We start from the raw sequence: 15,369 nt of genomic DNA on the forward strand, positions 1-15,369 counted from the left end.
CCTCCATCCAATGGAGAGTGAGCGTCCGATCATGGCGGGTCCGAGCCGTAGGAAGAGTGACAAGGCATCCGAGGAGCAGGGCGGGGCGGCGGTGCCGCTCCCCTCGGAGATGGATCTGGAGACGCTCTACGGCGCGTCTGCTGTCGACAGCGTGTTCGGCCGAGGTGCGGATGAACTCGTCGACGTCGGTGACGGCGACGGGAGCGACGAGGAGCTCGACGACCAGCCGCTGTTCCCGCCGGTCCGGCTGCTGGAGCGGGAGGAGCTGGCCGAGGCCGCGCTGCGGGTGCCGCTGTTCGAGCGGGCGATCCGGCTGGCCCGCTGGGTCGGCCCGCAGCGCCCGGTGGACGAGTGGGGCGAGCTGGGCCCGGAGCTGGAGGCGCAGGCCGCCGCCGAGCTGGGCTTCGGCGAGGGCGACGAGGGCCTGGGCGCCGTGGTCAGGGCCTGGGTGCTGGCCGTCGACCTGGAGCTGATCGCGGTCGGCGACAGCCCGGAGGACGGCGGCGGCGAGGTGGCCGGCGTCACCACCGGGGTCGAGGCGCTGGAGCAGGGCGACCCGGAGACGGTGCTCTCGGCCTGGGAGTCCGCCGCCTCCATCGTCGCCGGGATCACCGTGGAGGCCGAGCTCGACCTCGGCGACCTGCCCGAGGGCGCCGACACCGAGGCCGTGGCCGGCAGCGGCGAGGAGGAGACCGAGGAGGAGTACGCCCAGCTGGAGGAGGCCCGCGAGCAGGCCGAGGGCCTGCTCGACGAGGCGCTGCAGGTGCTCTACGAGGCACGCGCGTTCGCCACCACCGAGAGCGAGGAGACCGTCCCGCTGGGCGTGCTCTCGGCGCTGCTGGTGGTCCCCGACGGCGAGGACCCGACCGAGGAGATGCTCGGCGACATCACCTCGGTGATGGTCGCGCTCGACCCGATGCTGCAGGATCTCGCCGACATCGGGATCCTCGACTACCGCCGGATCGACCCGAGCCTCTTCGACGAGTCCGAATCCGAGTCGGGTGCCCCGGAGCTGCCCACCGAGCCGTTCGACCCGGAGGCGCCGGTCGCGGAGACCGAGGCGGCCCGGTTCGGCCTGGCCCGGCTCACCGCGCTGGGCGTGCACCAGGTGCGGCAGTGGCTGCTGGAGGACGGCTACGACGCCCCGCTGATCGGCGCCCACGCCGGCGGCTCGGCGGAGGAACTGCTGACCGGCATCGCCGGCTCGGCTAATGTGCTGCCGGGGGAGGAGATCGCCGAGTGGCTGGTCGGCCGGGAGCCGCTGGCCGCGGCGGCCGAACTGCTGGCCGCGTCCCGGGGCAACGACCTGGTCGGGCCGATCCGCCGGCTGTTCTGCGCGCTGGCGCTGTCCCGGCTCGGCGAGGAGGCCGAGCCCTCGGTCCGCGAGGTGCTCGGCGACCCGCATCTGACCGGCCTGGCCACGGTCTGGCTGACCGAGCAGGGGGCCACGGACGTGGCGACCCCGGAGCGTCCGGTGGCGCTGTGGACCATGGTCGACTCGCTGGCCGCGCAGCTGATCGACCCGGGTCCCGAGGACGAGGTCTTCCTGGAGTCCGTGGTGGAGGCGGTCGAGGTCGAGTCGGCGACGGAGCTGCTCGCCGAGCTGTGGCGGGTCGACCACCCGTACACCACGGCGGTGCTGGAGGCGATCGGCGACCAGCACCCGGACCGGGGGACCGCGAAGGAGGCCCGCAAGGCCGCCTACAAGGCCCGGTCCCGGATGGGCTCGGCGAAGTAGAGCAGTGAAGGGGGGCGCACCGCCGATGCGGTGCGCCCCCCTTGCCTGCTGACGAGGTATCAGCCGGTGATGGTGAAGACCGTGCTGCGGGACTTCTCCCACTCCGGCTGGTCCAGGTCCTTGGCCTCGGTGCCGTCGCCGTAGAGGTCGGCGGAGCCGTTGTCGGCGATCAGCTGGGCGGTCGCCCCGGAGGTGGTGAGGTCGGGGACGTCCACCACGCCCTCCCAGCCGCCCTGGTTGCTGGTCGGCAGGTCGATCAGCTTGACCGGGGCGTCGGCGGCCACGCCGTCCCACTGGTACAGGGCGAACGGCAGGGTGTTGTCGCCGCTCCAGGAGCCGGCCACGATCAGGTACTGGTTCAGCGCGTTCTTGCGGATGTCACGGACGTTCAGGCCGCCCAGGTCCAGCTCGATCGGGGTGCCGAAGGTGGCGTGGGTCTTGGTGTTGGGCAGGCCCGAGGTGAGCTTGTCCATGTTGGTGACCGGCACCAGCAGCGCCTTGCCGCCGTTGGCCGGCGGGACCAGCGGGGCGCGGAAGCCGATGTAGGCGGTGGTGCTGCTGCCCGGGGCGAACTCCAGGCCCTCGACATTGAAGCCGTTGATCTCCTTGGGGATCTGGCCGGAGGCGGTGGCGGCGGCGAAGCCGTACTTGTTGCCGTTGGCCTTGTCCCAGGCGACCAGGTCCGCGCGCAGGCCGGAGTACTCGCCGGCCACGGACAGCGTGGTGGAGGCGCCGGAACCGCTGACCGTGGTGGTGAACAGGGTCGACCGCTCGGCCTTGATCTTGCCGTCCTTGTTGTTGCCCATCGAGCCGGTCCAGTAGATGGTGTTGCCGACCCTGGCCCCCGCCTCGATGTCGATCTCGTCACTGCTGTCCAGGCCCAGCGCGGAGCTGAAGTCCCAGCTCTTGACCGCGGCGCCGCCGTTGGCGCGGTCGTACATCCGGAGGGTGTTGCTCTCGTCGTCGGCGACCACCATGTAGCCGCCGCCGAGGTCCACCGCGGCGGAGCCGTCCGCGGCGCCGGTCAGGTAGCGGGTGGTCGCGGCGAACTGCACCGCGGGGGAGGCCGCGTAGTGCAGGGTCTTGGTGGCCGTCTTGCCGCCGAGCCCGGTGACCTTGAGGGTCAGGTCGGCGTACCCCTGGGCGTGCGCGGTGACCGCCACCGTGCGGGTGCCGCCGGTGCCGGTGACCGCCACATCGGTGAGGTTGGCCACCGAGGTCTTGCTGCTCTTGCTGGCCGCGACGGTCAGCGCCGAGGCGTCCGCGCCGCTCTGACTGATCGTCACGGTGACGGTCGGGTCGCCGGTGCTGCCGACGGCGCCGGAGAGGTAGGCGTCCGAGAGCGAGATGCTGGGCGTTCCGTACGAGGTCGCTGACGCCTGGCCGCCCAGCAGCGGCACCCCGAGGGCGAGCGCGGCGACGGCGGTGCCGGCGGCGACTGCGATCCTGCGGGGACGGCGCGACTGCTGGGCGGTGGTAGCGGCGGTGGCGGCGCTGGAGCGCATGTGGCAGGCCTTCCGGCTGGTGGCGGGGGGTGTCGCCGAAAGATTGGAGCACCAGTCGCAACGCGCGGCCACGGGCGGAGGGCTGAAAGGTGAACAGCTCTCGCACGAAGCGCGTCCACCGCCGCCGGGCGGGATCAGTGCACCGCGGGAGCGAGTTCGTCCAGGTGCCCGTGGTCGCTGTCGTGGTCGCGCATCCGCCGGTCGGGCCGGCGGGCCAGCAGATAGAGTCCGCCGGCCCCGGTGACCAGGCCGACCCCGAGCAGGGCGCCCCACACCTGGTACCAGGGGGCGCCGACCGGGGCCAGGATCGCCCGCGGCCAGCAGATGTTGACCACCTCGAAGCCGGTCCACAGCACCGCGAGGGCGTTCAGCAGGGTGCCGAAGCGCCCGTACGAGACCGCGCCGGAGGGGGTCCAGCGGCCGCGCAGCCTGGCGCTCAGCGCGACCGCGGTGAGCAGGAAGAACGGGACGAAGGTGGCCGCGCTGCCGAAGGTGATCAGGGTGCCCATGGCGGAGCTGTTCAGGCCGAGCGGCAGCGCGGCGCAGCTGACCGCGGTCGCCGCGACCAGGCCGCCGATCGGGGCCTTGTGCCGGTTGACCTTGCGCACCTGCCGGGAGAACGGGAAGACCTCGTCCCGGGCCAGCGAGTAGAGGCCGCGGGCGGCGCCGCCCTGGGAGGCCATCAGGCAGGCGGTGAAGCTGATCAGCACCACCACCACGAAGGGCTTCGCGGCCCAGCCGCCGAAGTTGCTGACCACGGCGGTGGTGACCGGGTCGAGGTCCTGCCCGGCGATGACCGCGGCGGGGTCGGGGTGGGCCAGTTCGACGGCGACGGCGTTGAGGATCACCACGGCGCCGACGCTGAGCAGCGCCCACCACATGGCCCGGGGCACCTGCCGGGCGGCGTCCTTGGTCTCCTCGGCGGTGGAGACGCAGGCGTCGAAGCCGATGAAGGCCCAGCCGCCGACCGCGATCACCGCGAGGAAGGCCTTGAGGTCGGTGCTGCCGAGCGCGGCGGGCGCGCCCAGGGTCTCGGTGAGCAGGGAGAAGCCGTGCTGCCGGAACACCAGCAGCAGCGCGAGCCCGACCAGGATCGAGGCGACCGCCTCGGCGGCGATGCCGAGCGAGACGAACCAGCGCAGGAAGTTGATGCCGTAGGCGTTGACCAGGGTGCAGAACAGCATGAAGCCGAGCGCCACCAGCACCAGGTCCCGCGGCGACGGGGTCGTACCGAACAGGGTGAACACCCAGGGCGCGGCCAGGTAGGCGACGGTGGTGTTGGCGAACATCACCGCGAACTGCCACATCCTGCCGCTGAGCCAGGCGAAGGCCGGGCTGGTGAGCCGGCGGCTCCACTGGTACGCGCCGCCGGCCAGCGGCCACTGCGAGGCCAGCTCGGAGTAGACGCAGACCACCAGGGCCTGGCCGAGCAGGCAGATCGGCAGCGCCCAGACCCAGGCCGGTCCGGCGATGCCCAGGCCGACCACGGCGACGGCGTAGAGGCCGACGACGGGGGAGACGACGGCGAAGCCCATGGAGATGTTGCCGAGGACGCTGAGGCTGCGGCGCAGCTCCTGGCGGTAGCCGAGGGCCTCTAGCCGGGCGGCGTCGCTGTGTTCGCTCATGGTCCACCTTGCCGTGGTCGAAAAACTAACTTTGTTAGTTAGCTGTGGTAGACAGGGACGATAGCCGCCAGGGGCCCTCCATGGAAGAGCCGAAACCAAGCGGTAACGTGGCGGCGGGCAGGACTCAGTGAAGGGGTGGACCGGGCCATGGGGCGACCGAGTCGTGCGCTGCTCAGCAGGCAGGTGATAGCGCGGGCCGCGCTGGAGGTGGTGGACCAGGCGGGGGCGGACGGGCTCACCATGCGCGCCCTGGCCGACCGGCTGGGGGTCAAGGCCGCCTCGCTCTACAACCATGTCACCGGCAAGGACGAACTGCTGGACGCGCTGGCCGAACTGGTCAACCAGGAGATCGACCTGGCACCGCTGGCCGAGCGGGAGGACGGCGACTGGCGCCTGGGCCTCGCCGCCTACGCCCGCGGCTACCGCGCCGTGTTCCTGCGCCACCCCAACACCATCGCGCTGCTGGCCCGCCGCCGGGTCGAGGCGGAAGGCCAGCTGCGCGGCTACGACACCCTGCTCGCCGCGCTGGCCAGGGCCGGACTCTCCGCCGCCGACGCGGCCGAGGCCGCCGCCGCACTGGACTACCTGGTGCTGGGATCCGCACTGGAGACCTTCACGGCCGGCTTCACCCGCGCCCCGGACGGCTACCGTCCGCACTACCCGGCCCTGGCCGACTCGCTGGAGGCAGCGTCCGGGAGGGGCGGCGGCCCGACCGGGCTGGACGAACGCGGCTTCGAGCTGGCGCTGCGGCTGCTGCTGGACGGCCTCGGCGCCAGGGCCACGGCCGCCGGAACCTCGGCAACTGGGACCTCGGCCGCCGGGACCTCGGCCACCGGGGCTACGGCTGCGCAGCCGGGGGCGTGACCGTGACGCTGAACGGGGTGTGGTGCACCCCGGCGCAGTCCCAGGGGTTGGCGATGGTCAGCTCCCCGCCGTCGAGGACCGTGCCGGGCTCGACCTGGGGGTCCAGGGTCAGGTTCGGCCACTGGGCCTCGTCCCGCCAGACCAGCGGTGAGCCCTGGTAGCCGCAGCTGAGCCGCAGCGAGGCCGGGTCGGCGGTGCAGCCGTAGGGCAGCGGCGCGGACCAGTGGGTGTGCCGCGGGGCGGTCATGGTGATCGCGGTGGTGCCCTGGTAGGCGTTGGACGGGCCCGCGTTGTGCTCCACCACGCCGAAGTTGACGGTCGCTCCGGGCGCGGCGGCGACCGGCTGGTAGGTGCGGATGCCGAGGCTCACCACCGGATCGCCGGTCACCACGTCGTAGGGCACGGTGGCGTGGTCGTTCCCGGTGAAGGAGGTCACGTCGCAGTGCTGGGTGGTGTTCGGCGGGTCCTCGGCGTGCACGTCCAGGGTCAGCACGGTGCCGGCGGTCGCGCCGGGGGCGAGTCCGGCCGGGACGGTGTAGGAGCCGCCGGTGCCGAACAGGGTGAGGTCGGTGCCCGGCTCCGCGCTGATCGAGTTGGGCGCTGGCAGGTGCACCACCACCAGGGTGGGATCGGTGGTCGGGGTGGCGCCGGTGTTGGTCACCCGGATCCCCAGGGCCGGTGTGCTGCCGGGCGCGACCGCCGCCGCCGACCAGTCCAGGGCCACCCGGACCGGTCCGGTCGCGCTCGCGCCCGCGGGCGGGACGCACTGGTCCGGGTCCGCGTCCGAGGGCGCGGCCTGCGCACGGGCGGGCAGCAGCAGGGCCGAGGCGGCGAGCAGGACGGCGGCGGTGCGCCGGGCACGTGTAGTCACGTCGTCACTGTCGGTATCATGGAGCTGTTCCTGCCAGTCGGGTGGTCCGGACGGGGTAGCAGTCGCTTTGCCCTGAGCGGGTCCAACCCACTGCCCGATGGGCATGAAGCTCCGTAGGCTTGAGTCGACGGCCTGGCGGACCTGGAGGGGGACTCGGCGTGCAGTTCAGGAGTGGCGGCAGCGGAGGCTTCGAAGGTCCACGCGACATCTGGCGGCAGATGGCCGAGGCGGACCTGCGCACCCTCGGCAGGCGGACCTTCCGGGTCTACGGCCCCTCCGCCCCGCTGCTCGACGCCCCCACCCTCGCCTCCTGGGAGCGGCACGACAGCAAACTGGTCAAGGTGGTCCTCTCGCACGGCAGCCTGTTCGACGCGGAGGGCCCGTACGTCGCGGTGCAGAGCACTCTGACCGACGCGGGCCACCGGCCGCGCCCGCTGCAGGACGTGATCGAGGACGAGCGCGACCGGCTGTTCGAGCACGCCGGGATCGACGAGGGCGACGGACCCGACCTGGCCGTGGAGTCCGAGCCCTGGTTCACCGTGGACGGCATCCCGATCCGGGCCGCGCTGCGCGGCGAGGGCCCGCTCTGGGCGGCCAGGTTCGATGTCGGCGGCCCCGACAGCCCGCTGCGGAACCGCGGCGGCGAACCGGTCACCATCACCGTGACCGGGCGCGGCATCGCCCCCGAACGGGTGGCGCTGCGCACCGTCGAGGACCTCCAGCCCTACGCCGTCGGCCGCCAGGAGCGGCTGAACGAGCTCTCCGAGCGCCGGCAGCGGGCCCATGCGGTGCCACCGGCCGCGGCCGCCCCGGAGCCGGCCGGTCTGGAGGCGCACCGGCGGCTGGTCGACTTCTCGGTGCAGCACGCGCTGCGGGTGGAGGCCGCGACCAGGGCCGGGCACCTGCCGCGCGAGCCGCGCGGCAACCGCACCGACCGGGGCGACCTCTGGGAGAGCGCGGTACGGCAGCAGATGCGGCTCGCCGGGGAGGACCGGGACGCCGCCAATGAAGCGGTGACCGCCCTGGTCAACCAGATGGTCCGGCTCGCCGAGAACGCCGCCTGGTTCCCCGGCACGGAGGACGGCCGCGCCGCCGTCGAGGAGAGCATCCGCTACACGGTCTTCGACAGCGAGGTGCCCAGCGTCGCCGCCCAGCGCGCCTGGCGCGCCGACTGGGTGCGGGAGCTGCGCTCGCGCGAGGACGCCCATGAGCGGGCCCTGGCCCGGGAGCGGATGGTGGGGTCCTGGCTGGAGCAGTGGCAGAGCTGGCTGATCGAACGCGCGGCGGCGCACAGCTGACGTAACGTCACTGCGATTGCTGTTGTTGCTGGTTCCGGGGCGGGAGCCGCAGCTGGAGCATCGCCAGCAGCCGCTGCTCCGGGCTGCGCAGGTCCAGGCCGGTCAGCTGCTCGGCCCGGCGGATCCGGTAGCGCACGGTGTTGGGGTGGACATGCAGTTCGTCGGCGGCCTCCCTGACGTCGCCGAGGTGGTCCAGCCAGGCCAGCACCGAGTCCGCCAACTGGCCGCCGTGCTTAGCGTCCTGGGCCACCAGCGCGGTCAGTCGGGGGTCGCGTATCTCGGGGTTGGCGGCCAGCAGCGCCAGCAGTTCCCCGAGCAGCACCTCCGCCCTCACGTCGGAGAGCGCGGCCACGGCGGCGGCGATCCGGCCGGAGGCCATGGCGTCCAGCACCCGGTCCGCCTCGGCGCGGGACGCGGGCGCGGCGGCCAGGGTCGGCACCACCCGTCCGACCGCACCCCGCAGCGGGGCGGCGAGATGGCCGCGGGCCGCGTCGGAGACGTCCTCGGCCCAGCCGCGCAGCAGGTCGGGGGAGATGTCGCGGGGCAGCTCCGCCAGCAGCACGTAGACCCGGTCGCCGACCGGGGCGACCAGCGCGCCGCGGTGCCGGGCGGCGGCGTGCACCGCGATCACATTGAGGGTGTCCGCCCTGGTCAGGCCGGTGCCGTGGGGGAGTGCGAAGCCCAGCACCGCGGCCGGGCGGCGGACGTCCAGGGCCAGGTGGCCGGCCAGCGACTGCGGCCCGGTCGCCCCGTCCAGCAGTCCGGCGAGCAGGGTGCGGGTGAGCCGGAGGTCGGCGCTGAGCTCGCTTCGGCGGCGGACCAGGTGCAGCGCGGCGACCCTGGCCGCGCCCAGCAGCGCCTGCTCGGCCCGCTCGGCCAGCGGATGCGACCCCTCCTGCACCCAGATGGTGCCCAACTGCCGTTCGCCGGAACGGATCCCGACCACCAGTCGGCGGCGCAGGCCCAGCTCGGGGTGGGCGTCGATGGCGACCACCGCGTCGGCGGTGCGCAACTGCTGGAACACGCCCCACTCGCGCAGCTTGGACAGGTACGGCTCGGGGCCCTGCCAGCCGAGGATGGTCAGCCGCCGCAGGTCGTCCGCCTCGTCGGAGTCCGCCGAGCGGGAGTAGGCCAGGATCCGGTTGGCGGTGTCCTCGATGCTGACGATGCCGCCGGTCAGCACGGCTGTGGTCTGGGCCAGGCCGAACAGGTCGCCGCCCTCCGACTCCGGGTCGGGCCGGGGCGGGGCGCCGGCCGCGAGGGCGGCCCGGACCAGCGCGTCCAGATGGCCCCAGTGCGCCTCGGGGCGGACCGACAGCAGCGCGACGCCGGCCTCCTCGGCGGCGGAGCTGAGGGATTCCAGGCTGTCCGAGGGGCTCGGCTTCAGCGCGACCGCCGCCGCCCGGTCCCGCCCCGCCGCGCGCAGCACCGGGAGCGCGGCCCGGCCGCGGACGCCCAGGGCCAGCACCAGGTCGCCGGGGCGGGCAGCGGGGGGCTCCTCCGGATCCAGCAGGGTGATCCCGCTGACCACGGCGTCCAGGTCGGGGGCGTACTGGAGTTCGGCCAGCGGCTCGCCGAGGGACATCAGCAGCTGGCGGAGCGAGATTCCGTCGGCGGTTCGCAACGTGTCCTCCCTTGTCCGGTCGGCCAAGCCTGGACCATGGATCCTATCCGTTCGTCCACATCGGTGGACCGCCGCACGGGCCTAGCCTGCTGCGTGACAGAAGTCGCTGCTCAGAGGAGAACGCGCGTGTTGGACGCTGTGACCAGGATTCCCGCGCCGGTCAACGAGCCGGTGCACAGCTACGCCCCCGGCAGCGCCGAGCGCGGCCGACTGGAGGCCGAGCTCAAGCGGCTCGGCGAGCAGGGTCCGATCGAGCTGACCATGGCCGTCGGCGGGGTCCGCCGACTGGGCCGGGGCGCGCCGGTCGACGTGGTCCAGCCGCATCGGCACGCGGCCGTCCTCGGCACCCTGCGCAACGCCACCGCCGAGGACGCCCAGGAGGCGGTGGACGCCGCGCTCAAGGCCGCCCCGGCCTGGCGGGCGCTGTCCTTCGACGACCGGGCCGCGATCTTCCTCAAGGCCGCCGACCTGCTGGCAGGACCCTGGCGGGAGACCCTGGCCGCGGCGACCATGCTGGGCCAGTCCAAGACCGCGCAGCAGGCCGAGATCGACTGCCCCTGTGAACTGGTCGACTTCTGGCGCTTCAACGTCCACTTCGCCCGGGAGATCCTGGCCGAGCAGCCGCAGTCCTCGCCGGGCGTCTGGAACCGCAGCGACCACCGGCCGCTGGAGGGCTTCGTCTACGCGATCACCCCCTTCAACTTCACCGCCATCGCCGGCAACCTGCCCACCGCGCCGGCGCTGATGGGCAACACCGTGGTCTGGAAGCCCTCGCCGACCCAGCAGTTCTCGGCGCACCTGCTGATGGACCTGCTGGAGGAGGCCGGACTGCCGGCCGGGGTGATCAACATGGTCACCGGCGACGGCCTCGCCGTCTCCGAGGTCGCGCTGACCCACCGCGACCTGGCCGGGATCCACTTCACCGGCTCCACCCCCACCTTCCAGCACCTCTGGGGACGGTCGGTGCCAACATCGGCAACTACCGGACCTACCCGCGGCTGGTCGGCGAGACCGGCGGCAAGGACTTCCTGGTCGCCCACCCCTCGGCCGACCCGGACGTGCTGCGCACCGCGATGACCCGCGGCGCCTTCGAGTACCAGGGGCAGAAGTGCTCGGCGCTGTCCCGCGCCTACGTCCCGGCCTCGCTCTGGGAGACGATCAAGGACGGCTTCCGGGACGAGGTGGAGCGGCTGAGCGTGGGCGACGTCACCGACCTCGGCAACTTCATGAGCGCGGTCATCGACGCCCGCTCCTTCGCCAAGAACCGGGCCGCGATCGACCGGGCGACGGCCGACCCGCAGGTCGAGATCCTGGCCGGCGGGACGTACGACGACTCGGTCGGCTACTTCGTCCGGCCGACCGTGCTGGTCTGCGCCGACCCGGCCGCGGAGTACTTCCGCGAGGAGTACTTCGGCCCGGTGCTGGCCGTCCACGTCTACCAGGACGCCGACTACGAGGCGGTGCTGGAGCAGCTGGACGCGGTCTCCTCCTACGCGCTGACCGGCGCCGTGGTCGCCCGTGACCGCGCCGCCATCGCGCTGACCATGGAGAAGCTCCGCTTCGCGGCCGGGAACTTCTACATCAACGACAAGCCGACCGGCGCCGTCGTCGGCCAGCAGCCCTTCGGCGGCGGGCGCGCCTCCGGCACCAACGACAAGGCCGGGGCCGCGCAGAACCTGCTGCGCTGGACCTCGACCCGCTCCATCAAGGAGACCTTCGCTCCGCCGACGGACTTCCGCTACCCGCACATGGGCTGACCCTCCCCCACTTCTCCTCCGCACTTCTCCTCGGCACTTCTCCTCCGCATTGGAGTCGGCATGCTCCGCACCCCCCTGCTCGCCGCCGCCCGCTCGCCGCGCACCCGTGCCCTGGTTGAGCAGCTGCCGCCCACCCGGGCCCTGGTCCAGCGCTTCGTCGCGGGCGACAGCCTGGACCAGGCCGTCGCCGTCACCGACGAACTCGTCGGCGCCGGCCGCCGGATCTCGCTGGACCACCTGGGCGAGGACACCCGCGACGCCGCCCAGGCCGCCGCCACCGCCACCGCGTACGAGCATCTGCTCGGCGCGCTGGAGGAGACCGGGCTGGCCGAACGGGCGGAGGTCTCGGTCAAGCTCTCCGCCGTCGGCCAGTCGCTCGCCCGGGACGGCGAGCGGATCGCCCTCGACAACGCCCGCCGCATCTGCGCGGCCGCGGCCGCGGCGGGCACCACGGTGACCCTGGACATGGAGGACCACACCACCACCGACTCCACCCTCGGCATCGCCCGCGAGCTGCGCGCCGACTTCCCCTGGGTCGGGGTGGTGCTGCAGGCCTATCTGCACCGCACCGAGGCCGACTGCGTGGACTTCGCCGGCCCCGGCTCGCGGGTCCGGCTCTGCAAGGGCGCGTACCAGGAGCCCGCCTCGGTGGCCCACCAGGCCAAGGGCGAGGTCGACCGGGCGTACGTCCGCTGCCTGAAGACCCTGATGCAGGGCGAGGGCTACCCCATGGTCGCCTCGCACGACCCGCGGCTGATCCGCATCGCCGGGCAGCTCGCGCACTGGCAGGACCGCAAGCTGGACACCTTCGAGTACCAGATGCTCTACGGCATCCGTCCGGAGGAGCAGCAGCGCATCGTCGACACCGGCGCCACCATGCGGATCTACCTCCCCTACGGCGGCGAGTGGTACGGCTACTTCATGCGGCGGCTGGCGGAGCGCCCGGCCAACCTCGCCTTCTTCCTCCGCGCGCTGGCCACCCGCGACTGACCGGCCTGCGTTCGGCCTGCTGCTTGGCCTGTGCTCGGGCCTGTGGTTGGGGCTCAGCCGCGCCTGCGGGCCCTCGCGGCGAGGATGATCGGGGTGGGGCTGCCGGTCTCGGCAAACTGTTCGAACGTCAGATCAGCGGCCAGGAAGGCGTTCAGCAGGGCGGGGAGCGGGAGGTGGGTGGCGCCCACCTTGTCGCGGACGCCCTGGGCGGTCCAGGACTTCTTGGTCCAGGCGCCGTCCAGGTAGCCGGGGCCGATGACCACGGCCTCCGGGTCGCCCCGGTCGGCGAAGCCCCCGCAGAAACAGGGGTGGACGCCGACATGGACGAACACCCCGCCGGGCCGCAGCACCCGCGCCGCCTCGCATAGCACCGCTGGGTAGGCGGGCATGTCGGTGTGCACCATCATCGCGATGGCGGCGGAGACCGACCCGTCCCGGAACGGCAGCCGGGCGGCGTCGGCGCGGGCGACCGGGAGCCGGCCGTCCGCGTGCCGCAGCATCCCGGCGGAGAGGTCGACCCCGACCGGGGTCCAGCCCAACTCCCTCACCTGGGCCGCGTGCACGCCGGTCCCGCAGCCGATCTCCAGGCAGCTGCCGCTGCCCGTGCCGAGGAGCTCGCGCAGCACAGGCCCGAGGCTGAGCGGGCTGCCGTCCCCGACCGGGCCGCCGAGGAACTCCTGCTCGTACCAGTCCGCGATCTCGTCGTACGCCGCCGCGGCCGCCGCCATGGCTCAGAGCGCCTTGGAGGCGGGCTTGACCATGCCCCGGGCGCTCTTGGCCTCGTGGTACTCCTCCAGCGCGGTCATCACCCACTCGCCGGACTGCATCTTCACCAGCTTGCACATCAGCACCCCGGTGCGGGGCTCGGCGTGGGTGAGGTCGAAGCGGACCAGTTCGGCGTTGGTGTTGCCGTCGAGCAGTCGGCAGTAGGCCTTGGCGACGTCGGTGAACTTCTGCCCCGAGAACGAGTTCACCATGAAGACCAGGCCGGTGACCTGCGGCGGAAGGTTCTGCAGATGGACGCTGATGACCTCGTCGTCGCCGGAGCCGTTGCCGGTGAGGTTGTCGCCGTGGTGCTGGATGGCGCCGTTGAAGGCCTGCAGGTGCATGAACCAGGCCTTCTCCAACTCCTTGCGGTGGCCGTCGAAGGCGATCACCGAGGCGTCCAGGTCGACCGCGCGGCCGCCGTAGGCGGGCTCCCAGCCCAGGCCCATCTTGACCGTGGAGAGGAACGGCCGGCCGTCCTTGACCAGGGAGACCGAGCCGCCCTTGGTGAGCGAGACCCGACCCTTGTCGAGGGTGACCTTGCCCCCGCCGGCGCCGGGGGCCGGGGCCTGGGCGGCGGGCGGGGCGTAGGCGGGGGGCGCCGGCTGGGCGTAGGCGGGCGGGGGCGGCGGGGCGTACGCGGGGGGCGGCGGAGGCGTGTAGGCCGGCGCGGCGGGCGGGGTGGGGGAGGCGAGGTGCCAGTCCTCCGGCTCGTGCGCGGTGAAGGGGTTCGGCGGGGGCTGGTTGTAGGTGGGCGGGGGCGCCTGGTAGGTGGGGGCCGGTGCGCTCGGGGCGGCGGCCTGCGCGGGCGGCTCCTCCTCGACGTCGATGCCGAAGTCGATGGCGATGCCGGCCAGGCCGTTGGCGTAGCCCTGGCCCACTGCGCGGAGCTTCCACTCCCCGGCGCGCCGGTACAGCTCGACCACGATCAGCGCGGTCTCGCTGGTCAGCCGGGGCGGGGTGAAGGTGGCCAGCACCGCGCCGCTGTTGAGGTCGGTGACGGTGGCGGTCGGCTCGGTCCCGGCGAAGGTGGCCCGGCGGTCGTCCAGGCTGGCGGTGATCACGATCTTCTCGATCCCGGCGGGCACGCCGCCGGTGTCGACCGTGATGCCGGCCTGGCTGTAGGTGACACCGGGGCCGTTGGGCGCGTTGAAGAAGATCAGGTCGTCGTCTGAGCGGACCTTCCCGGCTGCGGTGAGCAGCAGCGCGGACACGTCCAGCTGCTTCGCTGCGGCGACCGCGACGCTGACGCGTGCGCTGGTCAGCGGGGTATTGCCGCCGGGCGTGAGGACTGCGGTCACGGTCGATCTCCCAGGGACGCACGATGGCCGGATCTGCACCCGGACGCCTACGGGACCAACCGTAACCGCAGTGGACGTCGGAGAGGCGTCAACGTCTAGAAAGACTCCGGCTGCACCGTGGTGAAGGCGCCGCCCAGGTAGGTGTGCTCCGGCGTTCCGGGGACCAGCTCGCCGTGCTCGGCGACGACCTCGGCCGCGTACACCTCGGAGTCGTCCTGCGGCTCGAAGCCGAGCGCGCGGGCCGGGGCGAGGTCCCACCAGCCGCGGGTGTTGGCGGAGGTGCCGTAGACGATGCTGTGGTGCACGTCGGGGGCGGTGAGCGCGGCGTGCATCAGCCGGGCGCAGTCGGCCGGGCTGAGCCAGGTCTCCAGCATCCGGGTGTTCTTGGGCAGCGCGAAGCAGGAGCCGATCCGGATCGAGACCGTCTCCACGCCGTACTTGTCCGCGTAGAGCGAGGCCAGCGACTCGCCGAAGCACTTGGACACGCCGTAGAAGGTGTCGGGGCGGAACGTCGTCTCGACCGGGAGCAGGTACTTCTTCTCCTCCGGGTGCTCCGGGCGGGCCGCGAAGCCGACCACGTGGTTGCTGCTGGCGAACACCACCCGGCGGATGCCCTCGGCGCGGACGGCCTCGTAGAGGTTGTAGGCGCCCTCGATGTTGGCGGCGAGGATGTTGTCGAAGGTGTTCTCCAGCGAGAGCCCGCCGAGGTGGATCACCGCGTCCACGCCGCGGACGGCCTCCCGTACGGCGGCCCGGTCGCTGAGGTCCACGGCGAGCGCGTCCGGCGCGCCGTCGACCGGGACCAGGTCGCTGAGGCGCAGGGTGTAGCCGTACCCGGGGAGGCTCTCCTTGAGGAAGGTGCCGACCCCTCCGGCGGCACCGGTCAGCAGCACGTGCTTGGGGGTGGTCATCAGTGGCCTCCGGGCTCCGGCATGCAGAGAAGAAGATTGAACAAGAATGTGGATCGTATTCACATATATGGCTAGCCTAGGAGTCGCTGCATCATGCAGTCAACAACCTCAGCAGCCCAC

11 protein-coding genes and 1 pseudogene are annotated in these 15,369 nt (G+C 72.9%); 5 read left to right on the top strand and 7 right to left on the bottom strand.

The window, feature by feature from the left end; all coding sequences use genetic code 11:
* The first annotated feature begins 31 nt into the window (after positions 1-31).
* Entirely contained in the window at positions 32-1,738 is a 1,707-nt protein-coding gene (locus ACXKR8_RS35805) for a hypothetical protein (RefSeq protein ID WP_458268704.1), read from the top strand.
* Positions 1,739-1,797: 59 nt separating this feature from the next.
* Here ACXKR8_RS35805 and ACXKR8_RS35810 read toward each other — a convergent pair whose 3' ends face one another.
* On the bottom strand, positions 1,798-3,243 hold the full coding sequence (locus ACXKR8_RS35810; protein WP_458268705.1) for a DUF3616 domain-containing protein: 1,446 nt from the start codon (positions 3,241-3,243) through the stop codon (positions 1,798-1,800).
* Positions 3,244-3,377: 134 nt separating this feature from the next.
* Positions 3,378-4,868 (bottom strand): APC family permease, encoded by a 1,491-nt coding sequence (locus ACXKR8_RS35815; RefSeq protein ID WP_458268706.1) that lies wholly within the window; start codon positions 4,866-4,868, stop codon positions 3,378-3,380.
* 147 nt (positions 4,869-5,015) lie between these two features.
* Here ACXKR8_RS35815 and ACXKR8_RS35820 point away from each other — a divergent pair, with 147 nt between their 5' ends.
* Complete coding sequence (locus ACXKR8_RS35820; protein WP_458268707.1) at positions 5,016-5,732, top strand: TetR/AcrR family transcriptional regulator; 717 nt, start codon at positions 5,016-5,018, stop codon at positions 5,730-5,732.
* Here ACXKR8_RS35820 and ACXKR8_RS35825 read toward each other — a convergent pair.
* Positions 5,707-6,603 (bottom strand): hypothetical protein, encoded by an 897-nt coding sequence (locus ACXKR8_RS35825; RefSeq protein WP_458268708.1) that lies wholly within the window; start codon positions 6,601-6,603, stop codon positions 5,707-5,709. The genes ACXKR8_RS35820 and ACXKR8_RS35825 overlap by 26 nt on opposite strands.
* A gap of 158 nt (positions 6,604-6,761) precedes the next feature.
* On the opposite strand from ACXKR8_RS35825, the gene ACXKR8_RS35830 reads away from it, so the two are divergent.
* Positions 6,762-7,901 (top strand): hypothetical protein, encoded by a 1,140-nt coding sequence (locus ACXKR8_RS35830; RefSeq protein WP_458268709.1) that lies wholly within the window; start codon positions 6,762-6,764, stop codon positions 7,899-7,901.
* Positions 7,902-7,908: 7 nt separating this feature from the next.
* On the opposite strand, the gene ACXKR8_RS35835 is transcribed toward ACXKR8_RS35830, so the two are convergent.
* Positions 7,909-9,525, bottom strand: a complete 1,617-nt coding sequence (locus ACXKR8_RS35835) for a PucR family transcriptional regulator (protein ID WP_458268710.1) — start codon at positions 9,523-9,525, stop codon at positions 7,909-7,911.
* A 129-nt stretch (positions 9,526-9,654) separates the two neighbouring features.
* On the opposite strand from ACXKR8_RS35835, the pseudogene pruA reads away from it, so the two are divergent.
* Together pruA and ACXKR8_RS35845 are read left to right on the top strand one after the other, a co-directional pair.
* Positions 9,655-11,282, top strand: a pseudogene (gene pruA, locus ACXKR8_RS35840) (L-glutamate gamma-semialdehyde dehydrogenase).
* 60 nt (positions 11,283-11,342) lie between these two features.
* A complete protein-coding gene (locus ACXKR8_RS35845) occupies positions 11,343-12,272 on the top strand; it encodes a proline dehydrogenase family protein (RefSeq protein ID WP_458268711.1) in 930 nt (309 codons plus the stop codon).
* A gap of 53 nt (positions 12,273-12,325) precedes the next feature.
* Here ACXKR8_RS35845 and ACXKR8_RS35850 read toward each other — a convergent pair whose 3' ends face one another.
* From ACXKR8_RS35850 to ACXKR8_RS35860, 3 genes are all read right to left on the bottom strand, one after another.
* Positions 12,326-13,000 (bottom strand): class I SAM-dependent methyltransferase, encoded by a 675-nt coding sequence (locus ACXKR8_RS35850; RefSeq protein ID WP_458268712.1) that lies wholly within the window; start codon positions 12,998-13,000, stop codon positions 12,326-12,328.
* A gap of 3 nt (positions 13,001-13,003) precedes the next feature.
* Complete coding sequence (locus ACXKR8_RS35855; protein WP_458268713.1) at positions 13,004-14,338, bottom strand: TerD family protein; 1,335 nt, start codon at positions 14,336-14,338, stop codon at positions 13,004-13,006.
* 95 nt (positions 14,339-14,433) lie between these two features.
* The gene (locus ACXKR8_RS35860) at positions 14,434-15,249 is read right to left on the bottom strand and encodes an NAD-dependent epimerase/dehydratase family protein (protein ID WP_458268714.1); all 816 of its coding nucleotides are present in this window, start codon (positions 15,247-15,249) and stop codon (positions 14,434-14,436) included.
* Positions 15,250-15,369 lie beyond the last annotated feature (120 nt).

The sequence above is a fragment of the Streptacidiphilus sp. PAMC 29251 genome (assembly GCF_054208735.2).

Excerpts from the sequence above, each read along its gene's own strand:
- ACXKR8_RS35860 (WP_458268714.1), bottom strand. The coding sequence starts at position 15,249 with ATGACCACCCCCAAGCACGTGCTGCTGACCGGTGCCGCCGGAGGGGTC.
- ACXKR8_RS35845 (WP_458268711.1), top strand. The coding sequence starts at position 11,343 with ATGCTCCGCACCCCCCTGCTCGCCGCCGCCCGCTCGCCGCGCACCCGT.
- ACXKR8_RS35820 (WP_458268707.1), top strand. The coding sequence starts at position 5,016 with ATGGGGCGACCGAGTCGTGCGCTGCTCAGCAGGCAGGTGATAGCGCGG.
- ACXKR8_RS35805 (WP_458268704.1), top strand. The coding sequence starts at position 32 with ATGGCGGGTCCGAGCCGTAGGAAGAGTGACAAGGCATCCGAGGAGCAG.
- ACXKR8_RS35815 (WP_458268706.1), bottom strand. The coding sequence starts at position 4,868 with ATGAGCGAACACAGCGACGCCGCCCGGCTAGAGGCCCTCGGCTACCGC.
- ACXKR8_RS35810 (WP_458268705.1), bottom strand. The coding sequence starts at position 3,243 with ATGCGCTCCAGCGCCGCCACCGCCGCTACCACCGCCCAGCAGTCGCGC.
- ACXKR8_RS35850 (WP_458268712.1), bottom strand. The coding sequence starts at position 13,000 with ATGGCGGCGGCCGCGGCGGCGTACGACGAGATCGCGGACTGGTACGAG.